Annotated in this window: 19 protein-coding genes and 1 pseudogene; 14 read left to right on the forward strand and 6 right to left on the reverse strand. The window is 72.3% G+C overall.

What is annotated here, in order from left to right:
• Nucleotides 1–6: 6 nt before the first annotated feature.
• On the reverse strand, nt 7–567 hold the full coding sequence (locus tag V2J52_RS08055; protein WP_491062180.1) for a M48 metallopeptidase family protein: 561 nt from the start codon (nt 565–567) through the stop codon (nt 7–9).
• A 330-nt stretch (nt 568–897) separates the two neighbouring features.
• Between V2J52_RS08055 and V2J52_RS17115 the strand changes: the two are divergent.
• A pseudogene (locus V2J52_RS17115) lies at nt 898–1,281 on the forward strand (ThiF family adenylyltransferase); the annotation flags it as partial.
• A gap of 489 nt (nt 1,282–1,770) precedes the next feature.
• On the opposite strand, the gene V2J52_RS17120 reads toward V2J52_RS17115, so the two are convergent.
• Together V2J52_RS17120 and V2J52_RS08070 are read right to left on the reverse strand one after the other, a co-directional pair.
• Entirely contained in the window at nt 1,771–2,049 is a 279-nt protein-coding gene (locus V2J52_RS17120) for a WhiB family transcriptional regulator (protein WP_331227746.1), read from the reverse strand.
• A gap of 454 nt (nt 2,050–2,503) precedes the next feature.
• Nucleotides 2,504–4,567, reverse strand: a complete 2,064-nt coding sequence (locus tag V2J52_RS08070) for an ATP-dependent helicase (protein WP_331227182.1) — start codon at nt 4,565–4,567, stop codon at nt 2,504–2,506.
• Nucleotides 4,568–4,706: 139 nt separating this feature from the next.
• On the opposite strand from V2J52_RS08070, the gene V2J52_RS08075 reads away from it, so the two are divergent.
• A complete protein-coding gene (locus V2J52_RS08075) occupies nt 4,707–4,964 on the forward strand; it encodes a mycoredoxin (protein WP_331227183.1) in 258 nt (85 codons plus the stop codon).
• Here V2J52_RS08075 and V2J52_RS08080 read toward each other — a convergent pair.
• The gene (locus V2J52_RS08080; protein ID WP_331227184.1) at nt 4,945–5,964 is read right to left on the reverse strand and encodes a LacI family DNA-binding transcriptional regulator; all 1,020 of its coding nucleotides are present in this window, start codon (nt 5,962–5,964) and stop codon (nt 4,945–4,947) included. The two genes, V2J52_RS08075 and V2J52_RS08080, sit on opposite strands and share 20 nt — an antisense overlap.
• Nucleotides 5,965–6,092: 128 nt before the next feature.
• Between V2J52_RS08080 and V2J52_RS08085 the strand changes: the two genes are divergently transcribed.
• Genes V2J52_RS08085 through V2J52_RS08100 form a run of 4 tightly spaced genes read left to right on the forward strand, consistent with a single transcriptional unit; the run spans nt 6,093 to nt 9,844 of the window.
• The gene (locus V2J52_RS08085; RefSeq protein WP_331227185.1) at nt 6,093–6,863 is read left to right on the forward strand and encodes a glutamine amidotransferase; all 771 of its coding nucleotides are present in this window, start codon (nt 6,093–6,095) and stop codon (nt 6,861–6,863) included.
• A 1-nt stretch (nt 6,864) separates the two neighbouring features.
• A complete protein-coding gene (locus V2J52_RS08090) occupies nt 6,865–7,818 on the forward strand; it encodes a ribokinase (RefSeq protein WP_331227186.1) in 954 nt (317 codons plus the stop codon).
• Nucleotides 7,815–8,810: a DMT family transporter gene (locus V2J52_RS08095; RefSeq protein WP_331227187.1), complete on the forward strand. Its 996-nt coding sequence runs from the start codon at nt 7,815–7,817 to the stop codon at nt 8,808–8,810. The genes V2J52_RS08090 and V2J52_RS08095 overlap by 4 nt, the downstream gene beginning before the upstream one ends.
• On the forward strand, nt 8,807–9,844 hold the full coding sequence (locus V2J52_RS08100) for a phosphotriesterase family protein (protein ID WP_331227188.1): 1,038 nt from the start codon (nt 8,807–8,809) through the stop codon (nt 9,842–9,844). Before V2J52_RS08095 ends, V2J52_RS08100 begins: the two co-directional genes overlap by 4 nt.
• Before the next feature lie 28 nt (nt 9,845–9,872).
• Here the strand turns inward: V2J52_RS08100 and nudC are convergent, their stop codons facing one another.
• Nucleotides 9,873–10,826, reverse strand: coding sequence for an NAD(+) diphosphatase (nudC, locus tag V2J52_RS08105; protein WP_331227189.1), 954 nt, complete (start codon nt 10,824–10,826; stop codon nt 9,873–9,875).
• Between the two features lie 83 nt (nt 10,827–10,909).
• Between nudC and V2J52_RS08110 the strand changes: the two genes are divergently transcribed.
• The 8 genes from V2J52_RS08110 (at nt 10,910) to V2J52_RS08145 (ending at nt 19,041) form a co-directional block, all read left to right on the forward strand.
• A complete protein-coding gene (locus V2J52_RS08110) occupies nt 10,910–12,058 on the forward strand; it encodes a phosphotransferase (protein WP_331227190.1) in 1,149 nt (382 codons plus the stop codon).
• Between the two features lie 104 nt (nt 12,059–12,162).
• Nucleotides 12,163–13,425 carry an extracellular solute-binding protein gene (locus V2J52_RS08115; RefSeq protein ID WP_331227191.1) on the forward strand — a complete coding sequence of 421 codons (1,263 nt, stop codon included), beginning with the start codon at nt 12,163–12,165 and terminating at the stop codon, nt 13,423–13,425.
• A complete protein-coding gene (locus tag V2J52_RS08120; RefSeq protein WP_331227192.1) occupies nt 13,422–14,396 on the forward strand; it encodes a carbohydrate ABC transporter permease in 975 nt (324 codons plus the stop codon). The genes V2J52_RS08115 and V2J52_RS08120 overlap by 4 nt, the downstream gene beginning before the upstream one ends.
• Nucleotides 14,396–15,244 (forward strand): carbohydrate ABC transporter permease, encoded by an 849-nt coding sequence (locus V2J52_RS08125; protein ID WP_331227193.1) that lies wholly within the window; start codon nt 14,396–14,398, stop codon nt 15,242–15,244. The genes V2J52_RS08120 and V2J52_RS08125 overlap by 1 nt, the downstream gene beginning before the upstream one ends.
• A gap of 27 nt (nt 15,245–15,271) precedes the next feature.
• Nucleotides 15,272–16,543 carry an ABC transporter ATP-binding protein gene (locus V2J52_RS08130; RefSeq protein ID WP_331227194.1) on the forward strand — a complete coding sequence of 424 codons (1,272 nt, stop codon included), beginning with the start codon at nt 15,272–15,274 and terminating at the stop codon, nt 16,541–16,543.
• Between the two features lie 230 nt (nt 16,544–16,773).
• On the forward strand, nt 16,774–17,289 hold the full coding sequence (gene ectA, locus V2J52_RS08135; protein WP_331227195.1) for a diaminobutyrate acetyltransferase: 516 nt from the start codon (nt 16,774–16,776) through the stop codon (nt 17,287–17,289).
• A 57-nt stretch (nt 17,290–17,346) separates the two neighbouring features.
• Complete coding sequence (gene ectB, locus V2J52_RS08140; RefSeq protein WP_331227196.1) at nt 17,347–18,615, forward strand: diaminobutyrate--2-oxoglutarate transaminase; 1,269 nt, start codon at nt 17,347–17,349, stop codon at nt 18,613–18,615.
• A 33-nt stretch (nt 18,616–18,648) separates the two neighbouring features.
• A complete protein-coding gene (locus tag V2J52_RS08145; RefSeq protein WP_331227197.1) occupies nt 18,649–19,041 on the forward strand; it encodes an ectoine synthase in 393 nt (130 codons plus the stop codon).
• A gap of 121 nt (nt 19,042–19,162) precedes the next feature.
• Here the strand turns inward: V2J52_RS08145 and V2J52_RS08150 are convergent, their stop codons facing one another.
• Entirely contained in the window at nt 19,163–20,740 is a 1,578-nt protein-coding gene (locus V2J52_RS08150) for a leucyl aminopeptidase family protein (RefSeq protein ID WP_331227198.1), read from the reverse strand.

The following is a 20,740-nucleotide window of genomic DNA, read 5'->3' on the forward strand; positions in this document are numbered from 1 at the left end:
CCGCGATCACTGGCCGGCCGGGACCCCGTCGAGGGTGAGCACCCCCTGGCCGGCCGGCGCGTCGTCGACGTCGTCGTCGTCGGTCACCGGCATCCGACCGGCGTAGGCCACGCCGCTGAGGAAGCCGCGAGCGCGCTCGGTGTGCGGGTAGCTCTCGACCAGCGCCCAGAAGTCGGCGCCGTGCCGGGGCACGAGCAGGTGCGCGAGCTCGTGGACGAGGACGTAGTCGACCACCCACCGGGGCATGCCCTTGAGCTGGTCGGAGATCCGGATGGTCCCCGTGGCCGGCGTGCACGAGCCCCACCGGCTGCGCTGGTTGCTCACCCAGGACACCGACTGCGCCACCGCCCGACCGCCGAGGAACTCGGCCGACAGCTGCGCGCAGCGGGCCGCCAGCTCGGTGTCGGACGGCCGGCGGTGCTTGCGCTCGAGCCGCTGCACCATCCGGGCGACCCACTGCTGCTCCTCCTCGGCGGTGAACCGCGCCGGGATGGCGACGACCGCCCGGCCGTCCTCGTAGAACGCGGTGACGGTCTTGCGTCGCCGGGTGCTGCGGCGTACCTCGATCTGGCTCACCACCCCAATCTACGGTCCGCCGCTGCCACCGGCCACGAGCGGCGACCGCTGCTGGGGACCGCGACGGTTGTCCACAGCCCAAGGTGACGCCGCTGCACCCCGGGCCGGGACCTGTCATCGTCGGGAACCACACCGAGGGGGTGGACGATGAGGTTGCGTCCGGGAGTCCATGTGCTGTGGCGGCAGGAGGGCGTCAGCCAGGTCGGCGTCGACCCGGGCAGCGCCGTCGTCCTCGACGGGCTGCGGCCGGCGGAGCAGGCGCTGCTCGACACGCTGGAGAGACCGGCGGACGAGCCGGAGATCCTGCGGCGGGGCCGGGCGATGGGCCTGCCCGCCGCGCGGGTGCGCCGGCTCCTCGAGCGGCTCGTGGCCTGCGGGGCGCTGGCCGCCACCGAGCCCGACCCGGCCCTGTCCCACCGCGGGCTGGGCGCCGAGGTCGATCACTGGAGCCGGGCCACCGGGGCCGACGTGGCACCCACGCTGGCTCACCGCACGACGACGACGGTCGGTGTCCTCGGCCTCGACCGGGTGGGCCTCGCGCTGGCGGGCATCCTCGCGGCCGCCGGCGTGGGCACCATCCTCGTCGAGGACCCGCGCCGGGTGCGGCGCGACGAGCTCGGCACCGGCTACCTGGCCGCGGACGTCGGCCACCGGCGGGCCGACCGTGCCCGGGCGGCGCTGCGCTCGGCCCACCCCCACCTGCGGCTGTCGGCGGCGCCGGGGACCCGGCCGGACCTCGTGGTCCTCGTGGAGCAGGACGTCAGCGACCCGGTCCGGCAGCGCCCGCTCATGCGCGAGGACGTCGACCACCTGCTCGTCGTCAGCCGCGAGGTGGACGTCGTCGTCGGGCCGCTGGTGACCCCGGGCCGGGGCAGCTGCGGGCGGTGCGTCGACCTGCACCGGACGGACGCCGACGACCGGTGGCCGGCGCTGGCCACCCAGCTGCTGGGGGCGGCGCGCCGCGGCGTGGAGACGACGTCGGCGGTGGTGGCGGCGGGGCTCGCCGCCGGGCAGGTGCTCGCGCACCTCGACGGGCGGCCGGTGTCCACCGCGAGCACGTCCCTGCTGGTGGACCCGCGCCGGCCGGTCCCCCGGACGCAGCAGTGGCCGGTGCACCCGCAGTGCGGGTGCACCGGCCTCCTGCCGCGGGACGAGCCGGATCGTGGGCCAGCGGTGCGGCGGCCGGCGACGGCATCAGGCGACGGCGGGGTTCTTCCGGGGCCGGCCTCGGCCGCGCTTGGTCGCCACGACCTCGCCGCCGACGAAGACCTCGCCGCCCCAGACGCCCCACGGCTCCTCACGAGCGATGGCGCCGCGCAGGCAGGCCTCGCGGACCGGGCAGCGTCGGCATAGCGACTTGGCGTGCTCGACGTCGGACTGCTGCTCGGCGAACCACAGGTCGGCGTCGGTGGCCTCCTGGCACGGTGCCGTCGTGGCCAGCACCGTCAGCAGGTCGGCGGTCTCGTCCGGCACCGGCCACGACTGCGACGAGCCCTGGGTCAGTCGATCGAGAAGGTTGGTGAGTTGCACGTGAAGTTCTCCGTGGGAGCGAACCGGGTCTGGACAGACCAGCGATCACGCCATCAGATGGCACGGACCGCGGCCGGGGGCAGCGCGGTCCTGGAGGAGAACGGGTGTGGTTCTACCTGCTCCGGAGCGAGCTGCACGGAAGGCTGGCGACAGGACGACGGCGCATGGCCGCAACGTCACGCCCACCGCCGGTGGGCCTCATATCAAGGAGGCGCACCGCGGTGGTACCGACTGCCTGACGGCTGATCTTGATCATCACTGGGCCACCTCCTCGGTGCTCTGGGTCCTCCCGTGCTGGCTAGGCACCGGACCGGTCTTCACGGACAGGAAAGACCTTACGGCTCTGCCGGTCGGGCAGGCAAGGGAATATCGGGACGAACTTTTCTCGGCGTCTTTCTCAGGCTCCGGGCGGCGGCACGACGACGTCCTCGCCGCGCACGATCGCCAGCACCGCACGTCCGTAGGCCTCGAGCTTGGCGGCGCCGATCCCGCGCAGGATGCCGAGCTGGCGCAGGTCCTTGGGACGCGCCGAGGCGATCGCCGCCAGCGTGGTGTCGTGCAGCACGGTGTAGGGCGGCTTGCCCAGCGCCGTCGCGACCTCACCGCGCCAGCTCCGCAGCCGCTCGAACAGCTCGCTGGCCACCGGGTCGGTCTCGGCGAGCGTGGTGCCACGCTCCTCGGCGGTCGGCCGGGGTCGCGGCGCCGAGCGGCGGGCGGCGCCCTCCTGCGGCCACAGCCCGTCGAGGAAGCGCGACGGCTTGCGGCTCGCCCGGCCGCCGACGTTGCGCGCCTTGGCGTAGGACAGCATGAGGTGCTCGCGGGCACGGGTGATGCCGACGTACAGCAGCCGGCGCTCCTCGGCGATCGCGTCGTCCCCCTCGGCGAGCGAGATCGGCAGCAGCCCCTCGCAGACCCCGACGAGGAAGACGGCGTCCCACTCCAGGCCCTTGGCCGCGTGCAGCGACGCCAGCGTGACCCCCTCGACGGGCGGCGCGTGCTGCGCGGTGGCGCGCTCCTCGAGCTCGGCGACGAGCCCCGCGAGGTCCGCGCCGCGGCTGGTGGCGAGGTCGTCCGCGAGCGCGACGAGCGACTGCAGGGACTCCCACCGCTCGCGCACCGCCCCGCGCGCCGCCGGCGGCTCGGCGCTCCACCCGGCACCGGTGAGGACGTCACGCACCGCGTCTGGCATCGCCACGCCGGCCATCGACCGCACCGCGCCGCGCAGCAGGACGAGCGCCTCACGGACCTCCCGCCGGGAGAAGAACCGCTCGCCGCCGCGCACGAGATAGCCGATGTCGGCCTGCGCCAGCGCCTGCTCGAGCGCCTCGGCCTGGCCGTTGGTGCGGTAGAGGACGGCGATCTCGCTGCGCGGCACGCCGGACTTCTCCAGCGCGGCGACCCGGGCGGCGACGCCCTCGGCCTCGGCGACGTCGTCGTCGTACGCCGCGAAGCTCGGGGCCGGGCCCGAGGGCCGCTGGGCGACGAGCTCGACGGCGGCGCTGGACCGGTGGCGCCCGGCGCGGGCCAGCACCTGGTTGGCGAGCGAGACCACCTGGGGGGTCGAGCGGTAGTCACGCACCAGCCGCACCACCTGGGCGTCGGTGTGGCGGCGAGGGAAGTCGGTGAGGAACGACGGGGTGGCACCGGTGAAGGAGTAGATGGTCTGCGAGACGTCACCGACGACGCACAGCTCGCGCCGGCCGCCCAGCCACAGGTCGAGCAGCCGCTGCTGGAGCGGCGAGACGTCCTGGTACTCGTCGACGACGAAGTGCCGGTACTGCCGCCGGACCTGGTCGGCGATGTCGCCGCGCTCCTCGAGGATGCCGACCATGAGGAGCAGGACGTCCTCGAAGTCGATGACGCCGCGCTCGGTCTTGGCGTCCTCGTAGACCTCGAGCAGCCGGGCAATCGTGGCACGGTCGTGGCCGGCGGCGCCGTCCCGGCCGGCAGCCGCGGCCTCGGTGACGTAGTCCTCCGGGGTCACCAGGCTGACCTTGGACCACTCGATCTCGGCAGCGAGGTCCCGGATCGCCACCCGGTCCACGCCCAGCGCGAGGCGCGAGGCAGCCTCGGCCACCAGCGGTGCCTTGTGCTCCTGGATCCGTGGCACGCCGCCGCCGATGGCGGCCGGCCAGAAGTAGGAGAGCTGGCGCAGCGCCGCGGCGTGGAAGGTCCGCGCCTGCACCCCGCCGACGCCGAGGTCACGCAGCCGCGAGCGCATCTCGCCGGCCGCGCGGGCGGTGAAGGTCACCGCGAGGACGGTCGACGGGGAGTACACCCCGGTACGGACCCCGTGGGCGATGCGGTAGGTGATCGCCCGGGTCTTGCCGGTGCCGGCGCCGGCGAGCACGCACAACGGCCCGGTGAGGGTCTGCGCGACGGTGCGCTGGTCGTCGTCGAGGGCGGCGAGCAGCTGCTCGACCTCGGGCGGGCCGGCGGCGCTGGGGTCGTGGAGGTTCATCGCTCCCAGTCTCGCAGTCGCCACCGACACCACCGGCCGCCGGTGCCCGCACCGGTGGAAATATCCCCCGCGACGGGTTCGTTGGCCACAGGTGCGGGCCGGCGGCCCGCCCCGCCAACGATCCGAGGAGAGGTTCTCGATGACCACGACACTGCCCGAGGCCGGCACCATCACGATGTACACGACGACGTGGTGCGGCTACTGCCGCCGCCTGAAGAAGCAGCTCGACGGCGAGGGCATCGGGTACACCGAGGTCAACATCGAGGAGGACCCGGCGGCCGCCGCCTACGTCGAGGAGGTCAACGGCGGCAACCAGACGGTGCCCACCGTGGTCTTCCCGGACGGCTCGGCGGCGACCAACCCGTCGGTCGGGGACGTCAGGACGCGCCTGGGCTGAGCGCGTCCCCGGCGAGCGGGATCGCGGAGTCGCGCACCACGAGCTGCAGCGGCAGCACCTGGTGGGTGACGCTGCCCGGTCGCCGGGTGGCGGACTCCAGCGCCGCCATCGCCTCGGTGGCCAGCTCGCGCACCGGCTGCACCAGCGTGGTCAGCCGGGGGTTGACCCACTCGCCGGTCCGGATGCCGTCGCAGCCGACGACCGACAGGTCCCGCGGGATGCTCACGCCCTGGAGGTCGGCGCCGCCCAGCAGCCCGACCGCGACGATGTCACTCGCCACGAAGACCGCCGTCGGCGCCGGCGCGGACGTCATCAGGTGCGAGAGCACGCTGGCGCCGAACCGCTCGGTGTACGGGCCGTGGAAGGTGAGGCCGGGGTCGACCTCCAGGCCGGCGGCGCCCATCGCGTCACGGTAGCCGCGGGTGCGCTCGAGCGACGTCGGCAGCCCCGCGGGCCCACCGATGTGCGCGATCCGGCGGTGGCCGAGCGTCGTGAGGTAGCGGGTCGCCTGGTAGGCCCCGGCGTAGTTGTCCACGGTGACGGTACTGACCGCGACGTCGTCGCCGAGCTCGATGTCCTCGTCGAGGATGACGGTCGGCAGGCCGCCGGCGATCGCCTGCCGCAGCTCCCGGTTGGTGCGGTTCATCCCGGCGTAGATCAGTCCGGTGATGTTCGGTGCCGCGGCGACCTGGCGCGTCAGCCGGCTCTCCCGGGCCGCCTGCTTGCCCGACAGCGAGACGAGCAGCGACATCCCCGCCTCCGCCGCCAGCGAGACGCAGGCCTCGGCGAGCGCGGCGTAGAACGGGTTGGCGAGCTCGGGCACGATGAGCGCGAAGAAGTCGTCGGAGGTGTCCGACGACGGCGGCCGGTACCCGGTGCGCCGCACCGCCTCGTCGATCCGGTCCCGGGTGGCGTCCTGCACCTTGAGCTGGCCGCGCAGGTACCGCGAGACGGTCGACGCCGCGACGCCGGCCTCCTTGGCCACCTCGCTCAGTGTCACGCCTCTGCCCCTTCGCGGCCGTCGCTCGATGCGGCCACCGGCCACGTTTGACTCACCCTACCGGCTGGAACTAGCGTCCTCACAACTCATTGCGCAACGGTTGCGCACGGTCGAGACGAGGAGTGACGATGAAGGTCCTGCTAGCGGGCGAGTCATGGATCAGTGCGGTGACCGACCACAAGGGGTTCGACCCCTTCCCCCACACCCAGGTGGAGATCGGCTGCGCCAAGCTCCTCGAGGTGCTCGGTGAGGCCGGCCACGAGGTCCACCACCTGCGGTCGCACGACGTCGCCGAGCTCTTCCCCCAGACGCTGGAGGAGCTGTCGGCCTACGACGTCGTCCTGCTCTCCGACATCGGCGCGAACTCGCTGCTGCTCTCGCCCGATGTCTTCACCCGTGGCCGCCCCGCCCCCAACCGTCTCAAGCTGCTGGCCGAGTGGGTCGAGCAGGGCGGCGGCCTGGCGATGTTCGGCGGGTACCTCAGCTTCCAGGGCTTCCAGGCCAAGGCGAACTACCACCGCACCGCGGTCGAGGCCGTGCTGCCGGTGAGCATCTCCCCCTACGACGACCGGGTCGAGACGCCCGAGGGCATCGGCGGCGCCCGCACCGCGGTGGCGCACCCGATCACCGACGGGCTCGCGCAGGAGTGGCCGATCCTCCTCGGCTACCAGCGGCTCGAGGCCAAGGACGACGCCGTCGTGCTCGCCACCATCGAGGACGCCCCGCTGCTGGCCGTCCGCGAGGTCGGCCGCGGCCGCACGCTGGCCTTCGCCTCGGACGTGTCCCCGCACTGGGCGCCGGACGAGTTCATGGACTGGCCGGGCTACGCCCAGCTCTTCGACCGGTCGGTGCGCTGGCTGGCGGGCGAGCCGTCGATCACCGGCCCGAGCGACGTGTGAGATGACCTCCGCCACGCGCCTTGACGTCGTCGTCGTCGGGAGCATCAACATCGACATCCGCCTCGAGGTGGACGCGATCCCGCGCAGCGGAGAGACGGTCTCGGCCGCCGGGATGCAGACCGCCGCCGGCGGCAAGGGCGCCAACCAGGCCGTCACCGCCGCTCGGCTCGGACGCCGGGTCGCCATGGTCGGCGCCATCGGCAGTGACGACGCCGCCGACGGCGTCCTGCGCCGGCTGCAGGAGGAACGCATCGTCACCACCGCGGTGAGCCGGCGCGAGGCGCCCACCGGCACCGCCATCGTGCTGTGGGAACGGCCCGAGTCGACGATCATCGTCCACGGCGGCGCCAACGACACCGTCACCGACACCCTCGTCGCCGAGCACCGCGAGCTCATCGCCGGCGCGCGCAGCGTGATGTGCCAGCTGGAGACGCCGACGAGCGCGCTGCCCGCGGTGCTCGCCGCGGCCACCGGCCTCACCCTGCTCAACCCGGCGCCCGCCATCGGGCCGCTCGACCGCGAGCTGCTCGCCGGTTTCGACGTCGTGGTGCCCAACCGCTTCGAGCTCGGCAACCTCGCCGGGCTCGACGCCGAGCCGACCTCGCCGGCGGAGGTCGCTGCCGCCGTCCGTGCCATCGACGTCCCGGTCGACTGGGTCGTCACGCTCGGCAGCGACGGTGCGATGGTCTTCCCCCGGGGCTCCGCGGAGTGGGTCCACGTCCCGGCGCTCCAGGTCTCGGCCGTCGACACCACCGGCGCCGGCGACTCCTTCTGCGCCGGCCTCCTCGACGGGCTGCTCGACGGCCAGGACCTCGTCGCCGCCACCCGGTGGGCCACCGCGGTCGCCGCCGCGACCACCACCCGCCACGGCGCGATGGACTCGCTGCCGCGGCGCGAGGCCGTCCACGCACTTGTCTCCTCCACCACCAACCACGAAGAGATTGCCAGGCAATGACGCACACCGACACTCCAGAAACGGCGCCCGTGCTGACGGACGCCCGTAAGACCACCGCCACCGCACTGCTCGTGCTGGCGACCGTCCTCGCCGGAACCCTCGGCCCGATGCAGGCCGCCGTCAACGGCGAGCTCGGCAGCTGGCTCGCCGACGGTCACGCGGCCGCCCTCATCTCCTTCGGGACCGGCCTGATCCTCATGATCATCGTCATCCTCGCGCGCTCCCGGACCCGCCGGCAGGCGCTGGCGATCCCGCGCATCATCAAGGAGCGCCGGATCCCCTGGCCGAACTTCCTCGCCGGTCTCTGTGGCGCGGTCATCGTGCTCTCCGAGGGCGTCTCGGTCGGCACCCTCGGCGTGGCGACGTTCCAGATCTCGCTCATCTCCGGCCTGGTCATCTCCGGCGTCGTGTGCGACCGGTTCGGGGTGGGCGTGCCGTTCAAGGTCCCGCTGTCCCTCCCGCGGGTCGCCGGCGCCGTGCTGGCGATCGCCTCCACCGTCATCGTCATGTCGCCGAACTTCCGCGCGCCGGACGTCATCGCGCTCGCGCTGCTGCCGTTCGCCGGCGGGCTGCTCGCGGGCTGGCAGCCCGCCGGTAACTCCAACGTCGCCAAGGCAACCGGGTCGATGTACGTCGCGATCGGCTGGAACTTCCTCGTCGGCTTCACCGCGTTGCTCATCGCCTACCTGGTGCGCGCCGCGCTCGGCGGGGTGGACTTCTCGCTGCCGGACACCTGGTGGATGTACCTCGGCGGCCCGCTGGGGCTGGCCTCCATCGCCCTGATGGCGCTGCTCGTCCGCGGCCTCGGGCTGCTGCTGCTCGGGCTGGCGTCCACCGCCGGCCAGCTCATCGGCGCCGTCGCGATCGACGGCCTGGTGCCGGCGCTGGGCAACACGGTGCACGCCGTGACGATCGTGGGCACGCTCGTCGCCCTCGTCGCGGCCGGTATCGCGATGGTCCCGCCGCGGTCCGCGGCGGCGAGCGACGCATGAGCGCCGGGTACGTCCAGACGGTCACCGGGCCGGTCGCGCGGGAGGACCTCGGCATGGTGCTGCCCCACGAGCACCTGTTCAACGACCTCTCCGGGGTCGTCGACAGCCCGTACTACGAGTTCTCCTCGGTGCTCGTCGACCAGCCGGTGAGCGCCGGGCTCATGTGGGCGCTGCGGCAGGACCCCTACTGCAACGCCGACAACATGGCGGACAAGCCGGTGGACGCCGTCGTGGCGGAGGTGGAGCGCTTCGCCTCGGTCGGCGGGCGGACCATCGTCGACACCACCGGCACCCCGGCGATCGGCCGCAACCCGCAGCGGCTGGCAGAGGTCGCCCGCCGCACCGGGCTCAACATCGTGATGTCGACCGGTCCCTACCTGGAGCGCTTCGAGCAGGAGTCGATCACCGCCCGCAGCGTGGACGACCAGGCACAGGCGATCATCGACGAGCTCGACCGGGGGGTGGCAGGGACCGGCATCCGGCCCGGCCTCATCGGCGAGATCGGGATCTCGCCGGCGTTCACCGACGCCGAGCGCGGTTCGCTGCGCGCCGCGGCGCTCGCGCAGACCGCCCGCCCCCACGTCGCACTCAACGTGCACCTGCCCGGCTGGGAGCGGTACGGGCAAGAGATCCTCGACATCGTCGTGGACGAGATGGGGGTGGCCCCGACCAAGGTGTCGCTCGCGCACGCGGACCCCACCGGTCACGAGCCGGACTACCAGCGCGCGCTGCTCGACCGCGGGGTGTGGCTGGAGTTCGACATGATCGGGCTCGACGTCACCTTCCCCAAGGAAGGGGTGTCGCCGACGCCCACCCAGACCGCCGACGCGCTCACCGCACTCGTCTCCGGCGGGTACGAGTCACAGCTGCTGCTCAGCCACGACATGTTCCTCAAGCAGATGTGGACGCAGCACGGCGGCAACGGGCTGACCTTCGTCCCGACGATCTTCCTCGCCATGCTCGAGCACCGCGGCGTGCCGACGGCGGTCACCAGCAGGCTCGTGCGGGACAACCCCGCGCGGATGCTCACCTGAGACGAGCCACGGCGGTCCGCTGCCGGCGTCATGCCGGCAGCGGACCGCCGAACCACTCCTCGATGAGGGCGCGGGCGATGGACGACCGCATCGGCAGGTGCACCTGCCCGGCACGCACGTCCGCGAGCAGCTCCTCGCGGCTGAAGAACCGGGCCTCGGTGATCTCGTCGCCGTCGACGACGACGTCGGTGCCTGCCCCGGCGCGCACCCGTGCCCGGTAGGCCATCATCAGCGAGCAGGGGAACGGCCAGGGCTGGCTGCCCCGGTAGCTGAGCTCGTCGACGTCGATGCTCGTCTCCTCCGCGACCTCGCGGCGCACCGCGGACTCGAGCGACTCCCCCGGCTCGACGTAGCCGGCGAGCGTGGAGAACCGGTTCGCCGGCCAGTGGGCGGCATGACCGAGGAGCAGGCGGTCGTCGGCGTCGGTGACCGCCATGATCACCGCCGCGTCCGTGCGCGGGTGGTGCAGCGAGCGGTCGGCGACGCAGCGACGCACCCAGCCGCCGTCGATGACCTCGGTCGGCTCACCGCACCGCGGGCAGCGCGGGTGCCGCTCGTGCCAGGCGGCGAGCGCGACCGCGGTGGCGCCCAGACCCGCGTCACGGTCGCTCAGCCGGTCCCCGAGGTCGCGCAGGTGTGCGAAGTCGGTGACGCCGGCGAGCTCGACGGCGCCGGTGTCGATCGGCACGCCGTCGAGGTCGCGCTCGGTGCCGAGCTGCTCGGGCAGGACGAGCGCGACGTACCGGGCGTCCTCGTCCCGGCCGAGGTACAGCAGCCGCTCCCGGTGCCACGCGCCGTCGGGCAGCCGGGCCCGGTCGAGGAGGAGGAGCGCGCCGTCGGCCACGCCGAGGAGGCCGTGGTGGACGAGCACCACCCGGGTGCGCGGGTCGGCGGACAGCTCGTCGAAGAGCGCCGGACGCGGCCGGGCGACGGCATCGGCGTCGATGGTCGTGCGGGCGAGCGGCAGGTGGGCAAGGATCACGTCACCACCGTATCCGGGCGCGAAGTTGGGGCGCGCCGTGGCACTGGCGCGCAACGGTCCCCCGCACGTCCTACGGTGTGGTCGTGCCTCGCCGAACCCCGCTGACCCTCGCGGCCCTCGCCACCGCTGCGGTGCCCGGGCTCGACGTCGTCGGTACCCGGTCGCCGCAGAGCACCACCGCCGACTTCCAGGTCACCGGCGTGCTCGACTCCGGCGGGCGCCACTGGGTGGTGCGCAGCCCGCTGCACGCCGCCGCCGGCGCAGCGCTCGAGGCCGAGGTGGCCCTGCTGGCGAACCTTGCACCGCAGGTGGCCAGCGGGGTGCTGCCGTTCGCGGTGCCGGAGCCCGCCGGCTTCGCCCAGCTGCCCGAGGGTGGCCGGGCGATGGTCTACCGCCAGCTGCCCGGACGCCCGCTCGACCTCGGCCGGCTGGCCCCGGGGCCCGGGCTCGCCGCCGACCTCGGCCGGTGCCTCGCTGCCCTGCACGAGCTGTCGCCGCGGATCGTCGAGGAGACCGGGCTGCCCTCCTACGACGCCGACGCCTACCGCAAGCGGTGCCTGGCCGAGGTGGACGCCGCGGCGCGCACCGGGCACGTGCCGCCGGTCGTCCTCGCCCGCTGGGAGCGCGCGCTCGAGGACGTCGCCCTCTGGCGGTTCCGCACTACCCCGGTGCACGGTGACCTCGCCGAGGACCACGTGCTCGTGCTCGACGGCGAGGTCAGCGCCCTCATCAGCTTCTCCGAGGCGCACGTCGGCGACCCAGCCGTCGACCTCGCCTGGCTGCTCACCTCCGCCCCGGAGGACTGCCTCGACGCGATCTTCGAGGCCTACGCCCTCGGCCGCCCGGAGAACGCTGACTCCCATCTGGCCGACCGCGCCCTGCTGGTGAGCGAGCTCGCGCTGGCGCGATGGCTCATGCACGGCGTCAACGCCGGCGACGACCACGTCGTCGCCGACGCCGTCGAGATGCTCGAGGACCTCGCCGCCCAGGTCGAGGGCAGCGAACCGATCGGCCACCGCGAACCGATCGTCGTCCCCGGCCGCCCCGAGGACTGGGACGCCGCCGAGCAGGACCCGCCCGACGACGAGCTGCCCGACGAGGAGCTGTCGGCCGACGAGCTGCCGGCCGAGGAGCTCGCGGCGGACGACCACGACGACGCCGCTCCCCCGGACGCCCAGGAGACCCAGCCGATCCCTCGGGTCGGCTCACCGGCGTCGGCCGTCACGCCCTGACTCCTCGCTGACCGCCGAGCGCTTCCGGATGCGGGAGCGTTGCTGGTGGTGTTTGCTGACGTCATCCGGTCGCCGCAGACCGGCTGACGCGCGAAGGAGTGGATGTGCGACGACGTCGAGCAGCCGCCGCCGGACTGGCGCTGACCGTGGCCACCGGACTCGCGGCGTGCAGCTCAGAGGGTGGGCCTCCGGTCCTCACCTGGTACATCAACCCCGACGACGGTGGCCAGGAGGCCATCGCCGCCACCTGCACCGATGTAGCCGACGGCGAGTACCGGATCGAGACCTCGCTGCTGCCGCGGGACGCGTCCTCGCAGCGCGAGCAGCTCGCCCGACGGCTGGCCGCCAGCGACAGCTCGATCGACATCATGAGCCTCGACCCGCCGTTCATCCCGGAGATGGCGGCGGCGAAGTTCCTCGCACCGGTCCCCGACGAGCTCCAGGACACCGAGGACGTCGTCCAGGGCGCCGTCGAGTCCGCGTCGTGGGCCGACGAGCTCGTCACGGTGCCGTTCTGGGCCAACACCCAGCTGCTCTGGTACCGGGTGTCGGTCGCCGAGGAGGCCGGCCTCGACATGGACGAGCCGGTGACCTGGGACCAGATCATCGAGGCGGCCGCCGACCAGGACAAGCTGCTCGGCGTCCAGGGCGCCAAGGCCGAGTCGCTCACCGTGTGGATCAACGCGCTCGTCACCTCCGCCGGCGGGGACATCGTCGCCGACCCCGAGGCACCCGCCGACGAGGTCGAGCTCGACCTCGACTCCGACGCCGGTCGGGCAGCCGCCGAGATCATGTCGCGCATCGGCCAGGAGGGCTTGGCAGGCTCCGGCTTCCCCACCGCCGACGAGAACGCCTCGATGAACCTCTTCAAGGGCGATGACGGCTCCTTCATGGTCAACTGGCCCTTCGTCTACCCGGCGATCTCCGCGTCCGACCCAGAGCTCATCGACGACATCGGCTGGGCCATCTACCCGCAGGTGGTCGAGGGCACCGACGCCGCTCCCCCGGTCGGTGGCATCAACCTCGGGGTCGGCGCGTTCTCCGAGCACGTCGACCTCGCCTACGACGCCGTCGCGTGCATCGTCGCGCCCGAGCACCAGGCCGAGTACTTCGTCACCAACGGCAACCCGCCGTCGTCCATCACCGCCTACGACGACGCTGCGGTGACCGACGAGTTCCCGATGGCCGAGACCATCCGCGAGTCCCTCGACCAGGGTGCGCCCCGGCCACAGACGCCCTACTACAACGAGGTCTCCGTCGGGCTCCAGGAGACCTGGCACCCACCGGCCTCGATCGACCCGGACAGCACGCCGCGCGAGTCCGCGGAGTTCATCACGGCCGTGCTGCGAGACGAGAGGCTGCTATGACGTCCACCGTTCCCGCGGCCGGGCAGGCCGCCCACCCCGCCGGCACCGCGCCGCCGAAGAAGAAGCGCGGCTCGGACCGGTCTCGTTCCGAGGCGCGGCTGGGCTGGTACCTCGCCGGTCCGGCGTTCGTCATCATGCTCGCGGTCACCCTCTACCCGATCCTCCAGGCCGTGTGGGACTCGCTGTTCAGCCTGCGGCTCACCGCACCGGACGAGACCGAGCTCATCTGGTTCCGCAACTACCGGGTCGTCCTCAGCGACCCGGCGTTCTGGGAGTCGCTGGGGGTGACGGTCTTCATCACGGTGGTCACGGTGGCCATCGAGCTGGTCATCGGCTTCCTGCTGGCGATGGTCATGCACCGCGCCATCAAGCAGCTGCGGGGCATCACCCGCACCGCGATCCTCGTGCCCTACGGCATCATCACCGTCGTCTCGGCCTTCGCCTGGTTCTATGCCTTCGACATCAACTCCGGCGGCTACGTGAACAACTGGTTCGACTGGGTCCCCGGGATCAACGAGAACCTCAACTGGTTCGCCTCCCAGGGTACGTCCCTGTTCGTCATCATCGCCTCGGAGATCTGGAAGACGACCCCGTTCATCTCACTCCTGCTGCTCTCCGGGCTGGCGCAGGTGCCCGGTGAGCTCGAGGAGGCCGCCAAGGTCGACGGCGCCACCGGCTGGCAGGTGCTGCGCAAAGTCATCCTGCCCAACATGAAGGCCGCGATCATGGTGGCGGTGCTGTTCCGTGCGCTGGAGGCGTTCCGGATCTTCGACAACGTCTACATCATGACGAACGGCGCCAACAACACCGAGGTGCTGTCGCTGCTGGCCTACAACACCTCGATCAGCCGGCTGGAGATCGGGCTCGGCTCGGCGATCTCCGTGCTGCTGTTCCTGTGCGTGCTCATCATCGCGGGGATCGCCATCAAGGGCTTCAAGGTGGACCTCGCGGGGACGAAGGGGGAGAGCTGATGGGCGCGCTGTCGGCCCGGCAGAAGGTCGGTTGGGCGGTGATCACCGTCATCGTGCTCGTGTGGTCGCTGTTCCCGGTCGCCTCGATCCTCATGACCTCGTTCAAGACGCAGTCCGGCCTGTTCTCCGGCACCTTCCTGCCGCAGGAGTGGACGCTGGACAACTACGAGCAGATCCTCGCCCCGGGTGGCGGCGCGCAGGACCTGTTCCTGCCCTCGCTGCGCAACTCGATCGGGATCTCGCTCATCTCGACGTTCATCGCCGTCGTGCTCGCCACGTTCTGCGCCTACGCGATCGCGCGGCTCGACTTCCGCGGCAAGAAGCTCATCCTCACCACCGCGCTGGCGGTCTCGGTGTTCCCGGTGGTCTCGATCGTCACGCCGCTGTTCAACCTGTGGCGCTCCATCGGCCTGTACGACACCTGGCCCGGGCTGATCATCCCCTACCTGTCCCTCACCCTGCCGATCTCCATCTGGACGCTGTCGGCGTTCTTCCGGCAGATCCCGTGGGAGCTGGAGCAGGCCGCCCAGGTCGACGGCGCCACCCCGTTCCAGGCGTTCCGCAAGGCGGTGGTGCCCCTCGCGGCGCCCGGCGTGTTCACCACCGCGATCATCGCGTTCTTCATCGCCTGGAACGACTTCGTCTACGGCATCTCGCTCACCTCGACGAGCGCCGCCCGGCCGGTGCCCGCGGCGCTGTCGTTCTTCACCGGCGCGTCCCAGTTCGAGGAGCCCACCGGCTCCATCGCGGCGGCGGCGATCGTCGTCACCGTGCCGGTCGTCATCGTCGTGCTCATCTTCCAGCGCCGCATCGTCTCCGGTCTCACCCAGGGCGCAGTCAAGGGCTGAGGCCCGTTACGGATCGAAGGAGTCCTCATGGCATCGATCAGCCTGAAGAACGTCGTCAAGACCTACCCGGACGGCTTCACGGCGGTCAAGGGCGTCAGTCTGGACATCGCCGACGGCGAGTTCGTCATCCTCGTCGGCCCGTCGGGCTGCGGGAAGTCCACCCTGCTGCGGATGATCGTCGGCCTGGAGGACATCACCGACGGCGAGCTGCTCATCGGCGACGAGGTGGTGAACGACAAGGCACCCCGCGACCGCGACCTCGCGATGGTGTTCCAGAACTACGCGCTCTACCCGCACCTGACCGTCTACGAGAACATCGCCTTCCCGCTCCGGTTGACCAGGGGGCAGTTCACCGACGACGAGGTCGACGAGCGGGTCCGCCGCGCCTCGACGCTCCTCGAGCTGGACGAGCACCTCCAGCGCAAGCCGGCCAACCTCTCCGGCGGCCAGCGCCAACGGGTGGCGATGGGCCGGGCGATCGTGCGCCAGGCGCAGGCCTTCCTGTTCGACGAGCCGCTGTCCAACCTCGATGCCAAGCTCCGTGGCCAGATGCGCACCGAGATCGCGCGGCTGCAGCGAGACCTGGCCACCACCACCGTCTACGTCACGCACGACCAGACCGAGGCGATGACCCTCGGCGACCGGGTCGCCGTGCTGCGCCGCGGCGAGCTGCAGCAGGTCGCCAGTCCGCGCGGGCTGTACGACCAGCCGCGGGGCCTGTTCGTGGCGGGCTTCATCGGCTCGCCGCCGATGAACTTCCTGCCGGGGATCGTCGAGGGCGACGTGCTCAGGCTGCCGATCGTCGACATCCCGCTCGACGACCGGCTGCGGGCCGCCGTCGGCGACCGCGAGATCGTCATCGTCGGCATGCGGCCGGACGCCGTCGAGGACACCGACACCATCGACGAGGACAAGGTCGACGGCGGGGTGACCTTCGACGTCGACATCGACGTCACCGAGTGGCTCGGTGAGGTGCTCTACGCCTACATCCCCTACGAGACCCACGAGGCGGTGCGCGACAAGCTCGAGGAGCTCGACCGTGACCTCGACGGCGAGGGGATGCGTACCCAGCTCATCGTCGCGCTCGACGCGATGAGCAGGGTCCGGCCCGGCGACACCGCCGAGCTGTGGCTCGACCCGGCCTCGCTGCACGTGTTCGACCCGGAGACCGGTGACAACCTCACCCGGGACGAGGAGCGTGCCGAGCAGCTCGAGGAGGACGCCCGCACCCAGCGCACCCGCGCGCTGGAGCGGGCGAAGGAGCGGGCCGAGCGGACGCCGGCCGGCGCCGCGGGGTGAGCCCGCCGCCGTCGTGGCGGGCAGTGCGCCAGGTCACAACCGGCCGGATCGTCTCAACATACGGACGCAATTCCTGGGCCCGCCACGGGCCGCGGGACAACGGTGACCTTCCCGCACGGTGGCAACCGAAGCAGGTGGTCGCCGGGGACGCCGTCAGCCGCCCCGCGGGGCCAGAGCAGAGCCGCCCGGGGTACCGGACCCGGCCGGATCTCGTTACGGTCGTATGTCGTATGCCCCAGACTCCCCCCGCAGTGCCCCGAGCCCAGAACATCACCACCCGTCACCCGTCGCTCGAGGACGGTGCCCAGATGTGGCGCCTGGCTCGCGACTCCGGTGCGCTGGACCTCAACACCTCCTACGCCTACCTGCTGTTCGCGCGCGACTTCGCCGACACCTGCCAGGTCGCCGTCGTCGACGGTGAGGTCAGCGCCTTCGCCCTCGGCTACCGGCGACCCACGCAGCCCGACACGCTCTTCGTCTGGCAGATCGCCGTCGACCCCGCCCAGCGCGGCCACGGGCTCGCCGCCCGGCTGCTCGACGCGCTGAGCGACTCCCTCGGCGTCAGCTACGTCGAGGCCACCATCACCGCGGACAACACCGCCTCGCAGCGGCTCTTCGCCGGGTTCGCCCGGCGCCGCGGCACCGACCTGGCCCGGGCCGAGCTGTTCGCCGCGGACCACTTTCCTGACGGGCACGACGCCGAAGGGTTGGTGAGGATCGGCCCGCTGCGGCCAACCGACCACTGACTCGACGTACGTCTCGGCGCTCGCGCCACCGCCCCACCCGAAAGGCACACTTTTCCGATGACGATCACCTCGCCCCCCACGACAGAGCTCGAGTCGCAGGTCCGCAGCTACTCGCGGTCCTGGCCCGTCACCTTCGACCGCGCCGTCGGCGCCACCATGGTCGACAGCGACGGCAACGAGTACATCGACTTCTTCGCCGGCGCCGGCTCGCTCAACTACGGGCACAACAACCCGGCGCTGAAGAAGGTGCTCATCGACTACCTGTCCGACGACCGCATCGTGCACTCGCTGGACATGTTCACCGTCGCTCGCGACGAGTTCCTCACGACCTTCGCCGAGACCATCCTGCGGCCGCGCGGGCTCGACCACAAGGTCGTCTTCCCCGGCCCCGGCGGCGCCAACGCCGTCGAGGCGGCCCTCAAGCTGGCCCGCAAGGTCACCGGCCGCGAGTCGGTCATCAACTTCACCAACGCCTTCCACGGCATGACGCTCGGCGCCCTCTCGGTCACCGGGAACTCGATGAAGCGCGGCGGGGCCGGTATCCCGCTCGTGCACGCCACCCCGATGCCGTACGACGACTACTTCGACGGCGACGTCCCGGACTTCCTCTTCCTCGAGCGCCTGCTGTCGGACTCCGGCGGCGGCCTCAACGAGCCGGCCGCGGTCATCGTCGAGTCCGTCCAGGGCGAGGGTGGCATCAACGCCGCCCGCGCCGAGTGGCTGCGCAAGCTCTCCGACCTGTGCCAGCGTCACGGGATCCTGCTCATCCTCGATGACATCCAGATGGGCTGCGGCCGCACCGGCAAGTTCTTCAGCTTCGAGGAAGCCGGGATCGTGCCGGACATCATCACGCTGTCGAAGTCGATCAGCGGCTACGGCCTGCCGATGGCGCTGACCCTCGTGCGCCCCGAGCTCGACATCTGGGAGCCGGGTGAGCACAACGGCACATTCCGCGGCATCAACCCGGCCTTCGTCACCGCCACCGAGGCGATCCGCCGCTACTGGTCGGACGACTCCCTCGAGCGCGCCACCATCGCCCGTGGCCTGACCATCGAGTCCCGGTTCAACACCCTCGTCGCCCGCTACGAGGCGCACGGCCTGGTAGCCAAGGGCCGCGGCATGGCCCGCGGGCTCCAGTTCGCCTCCGGCGAGCTCGCCGGCCGGGTGACCCACAACGCGTTCGAGAACGGCCTGCTGGTCGAGACCTCCGGGCCCAGCGACGAGGTGGTCAAGCTGCTGCCGCCGCTGACGATCACCGACGCCGAGTTCGAGAAGGGCATGCGGATCCTCGAGCGAGCGGTCGTCACCGTGCTCGAGAACGCCTGACCCACCGACCGACCCACCCGAGGAGACTTCCCCATGATCGTGCGCAGCTTCGACGACATCACCGACACCGACCAGGACATCAAGACCCCGAACTGGCGCTCCAAGCGCCTCATCCTCGCCCGCGACAAGGTCGGCTTCTCGCTCCACGAGACCACCCTGTACGCCGGCACGGTGAACGAGTTCTGGTACGCCAACCACATCGAGGCCGTCGTCATCATCGAGGGCGAGGGCACCATCACCGACCTCGGCACCGGTGAGGTCCACGAGCTGCGGCCCGGCTCGATGTACCTGCTCAACGACCACGACAAGCACGTCGTGCGCCCGCGCACCGAGGTGCGCACCATCTGCGTGTTCAACCCGCCGGTGACCGGCCGCGAGGTGCACGACGAGAACGGCGTCTACCCGCTCGTCGTCGAGGACGACTGACCGGGCGCCCCGCCAGACCGGGGCATCCCGCCCCGCCTCAGGCCGCGGACTATCGTGAAGGGTTCGTCAGCATTGCGCTGACGAACCCTTCACGGTCTCTACAGAGTGTCCCGGCGGGTCGTCAGAGGTCGGCGAGCCAGCGCAGCAGCAGCCGCGCGCCGTAGCCCGTGGGGCCCTCGGGAATCTCGTCCGTCGCCTTGGTCGCCCGGCCGGCGCCGGCGATGTCCAGGTGCGCCCAGCGGGTGCCTGCCGCGAAGTGCTGGAGGAACAGCGCCGCGGTGATCGACCCGCCGGCGATGGTGGGGTCGAGCGCCTGGTGGCTGATGTCGGCCACCGTGGAGTCCAGCGCGGGGCGGTAGGACGCTGCCAGCGGCATCCGCCACGCCCGCTCGCCGCTGCGCTCCCCCGCCGCCACGAGCGCCGCCGCGAGGGCGTCGTCATCGCTGTAGAGCGCGGCGTGGGTACGCCCCAGGCCGAGGGTCGCGGCGCCGGTGAGGGTCGCGAGGTCGACGATGACGTCCGGGGCGAGCTCGGCCCGCGCCCACGCGATGGCGTCGGCGAGCACCATGCGCCCCTCGGCGTCAGTGTTGGAGACCTCGATGGTGGTGCCGTCGTAACCGCGCACGACGTCACCGGGACGGTAGGAGGCGGCGCCGACAGCGTTCTCGGCGAGCGCGAGCACCCCGACCACGGTGTGCGGCGAGCGCTGCTCGGCGGCCGCCAGCGTGGCAGCGAGCACCGCGGCCGCCCCGGCCATGTCCGTCTTCATGCCGACCATCGCGTCGCGCGGCTTGAGTGAGATGCCGCCGGTGTCGAAGGTGATGCCCTTGCCGACGAGCACGACCGTGCGTCCCGACCGGTCGGCGGCCGGCGGGGTCCACCGGACGGTGACGAGGCGCGGCGGGCTGGCGGAGCCGGCGCCGACGGCCAGCAGCGCGCCCATGCCGTGGCGCCGCAGCCACTCCTCGTCGTGGCTCTCGACGCTGACGCCGGGCATGCCGGCAGCCAGCGCGTGGGCCTGGTCGACCAGCCACTGGGGGTCCTTGATGTTCGACGGCGTCGCGGCGAGGAACCGCGCGCGGCAGGTCGCGGTAGCGCCGGCGCGGGCGCGAGCGAGGACGTCGGCGTCGGCCGGTGAGCCGTTGCCGAGCAGCACCAGCTGCTCGGCGGGCGGCTGCCCCGGACGGTCGCCCTGGGCGCGGCGCGGCCCACGGTAGGCGGTGAGCCAGAAGCCTTCGGCGAGCGCGGCGAGGCCGGCATCGTCGGTGGCGCTGCCGACGGTGGTCACCACGGTGCCCAGGCCCGCGGTGGCCCGGCAGATGGCCGAGCCGACGGTGCGCATCGCCCGTGGCCCGCCGTCACCGATCCCGACGACGACGAGCCTGGCGGGCAGATCCGCCCAGCCGAAGTCGCGGCCGGCGACGGGGCGGGGAAGGTCGAGGACCGCGGTCTGGCCGGCCTTGCCGGTCAGCCGCGAGCGCGACGCCAGGTCGACGATGTCGATGCCGTACCGCGCGGCGGCATCAGCGGCGCCGGGCCGCGGCTCGACCCCCGCGTCCTCGGCCTCACCGGGCGCCACGGGGACGACGACGGCAGCCACTCGGGAGCCGTCGGACCACCACCCGTCGGTACCGAAGGTGGCGTCCTGCCCCGTGACGGCGGGTAGGTCGGTGAGGCCGAGGTCGCGCAGGGTCGTCAT

The sequence above is a fragment of the Georgenia sunbinii genome (genome assembly GCF_036421875.1).
Taxonomy (GTDB): domain Bacteria; phylum Actinomycetota; class Actinomycetes; order Actinomycetales; family Actinomycetaceae; genus Georgenia_B; species Georgenia_B sunbinii.

Coding starts and splice junctions, on each gene's coding strand:
- V2J52_RS08145 (WP_331227197.1), top strand. CDS start 18,649: ATGATCGTGCGCAGCTTCGACGACATCACCGACACCGACCAGGACATC.
- ectA (WP_331227195.1), top strand. CDS start 16,774: ATGCCCCAGACTCCCCCCGCAGTGCCCCGAGCCCAGAACATCACCACC.
- V2J52_RS08085 (WP_331227185.1), top strand. CDS start 6,093: ATGAAGGTCCTGCTAGCGGGCGAGTCATGGATCAGTGCGGTGACCGAC.
- V2J52_RS08100 (WP_331227188.1), top strand. CDS start 8,807: ATGAGCGCCGGGTACGTCCAGACGGTCACCGGGCCGGTCGCGCGGGAG.
- V2J52_RS08070 (WP_331227182.1), bottom strand. CDS start 4,567: ATGAACCTCCACGACCCCAGCGCCGCCGGCCCGCCCGAGGTCGAGCAG.
- ectB (WP_331227196.1), top strand. CDS start 17,347: ATGACGATCACCTCGCCCCCCACGACAGAGCTCGAGTCGCAGGTCCGC.
- V2J52_RS08120 (WP_331227192.1), top strand. CDS start 13,422: ATGACGTCCACCGTTCCCGCGGCCGGGCAGGCCGCCCACCCCGCCGGC.
- V2J52_RS08130 (WP_331227194.1), top strand. CDS start 15,272: ATGGCATCGATCAGCCTGAAGAACGTCGTCAAGACCTACCCGGACGGC.
- V2J52_RS08150 (WP_331227198.1), bottom strand. CDS start 20,740: ATGACGACCCTGCGCGACCTCGGCCTCACCGACCTACCCGCCGTCACG.
- V2J52_RS08095 (WP_331227187.1), top strand. CDS start 7,815: ATGACGCACACCGACACTCCAGAAACGGCGCCCGTGCTGACGGACGCC.
- V2J52_RS08125 (WP_331227193.1), top strand. CDS start 14,396: ATGGGCGCGCTGTCGGCCCGGCAGAAGGTCGGTTGGGCGGTGATCACC.
- V2J52_RS08075 (WP_331227183.1), top strand. CDS start 4,707: ATGACCACGACACTGCCCGAGGCCGGCACCATCACGATGTACACGACG.
- V2J52_RS08090 (WP_331227186.1), top strand. CDS start 6,865: ATGACCTCCGCCACGCGCCTTGACGTCGTCGTCGTCGGGAGCATCAAC.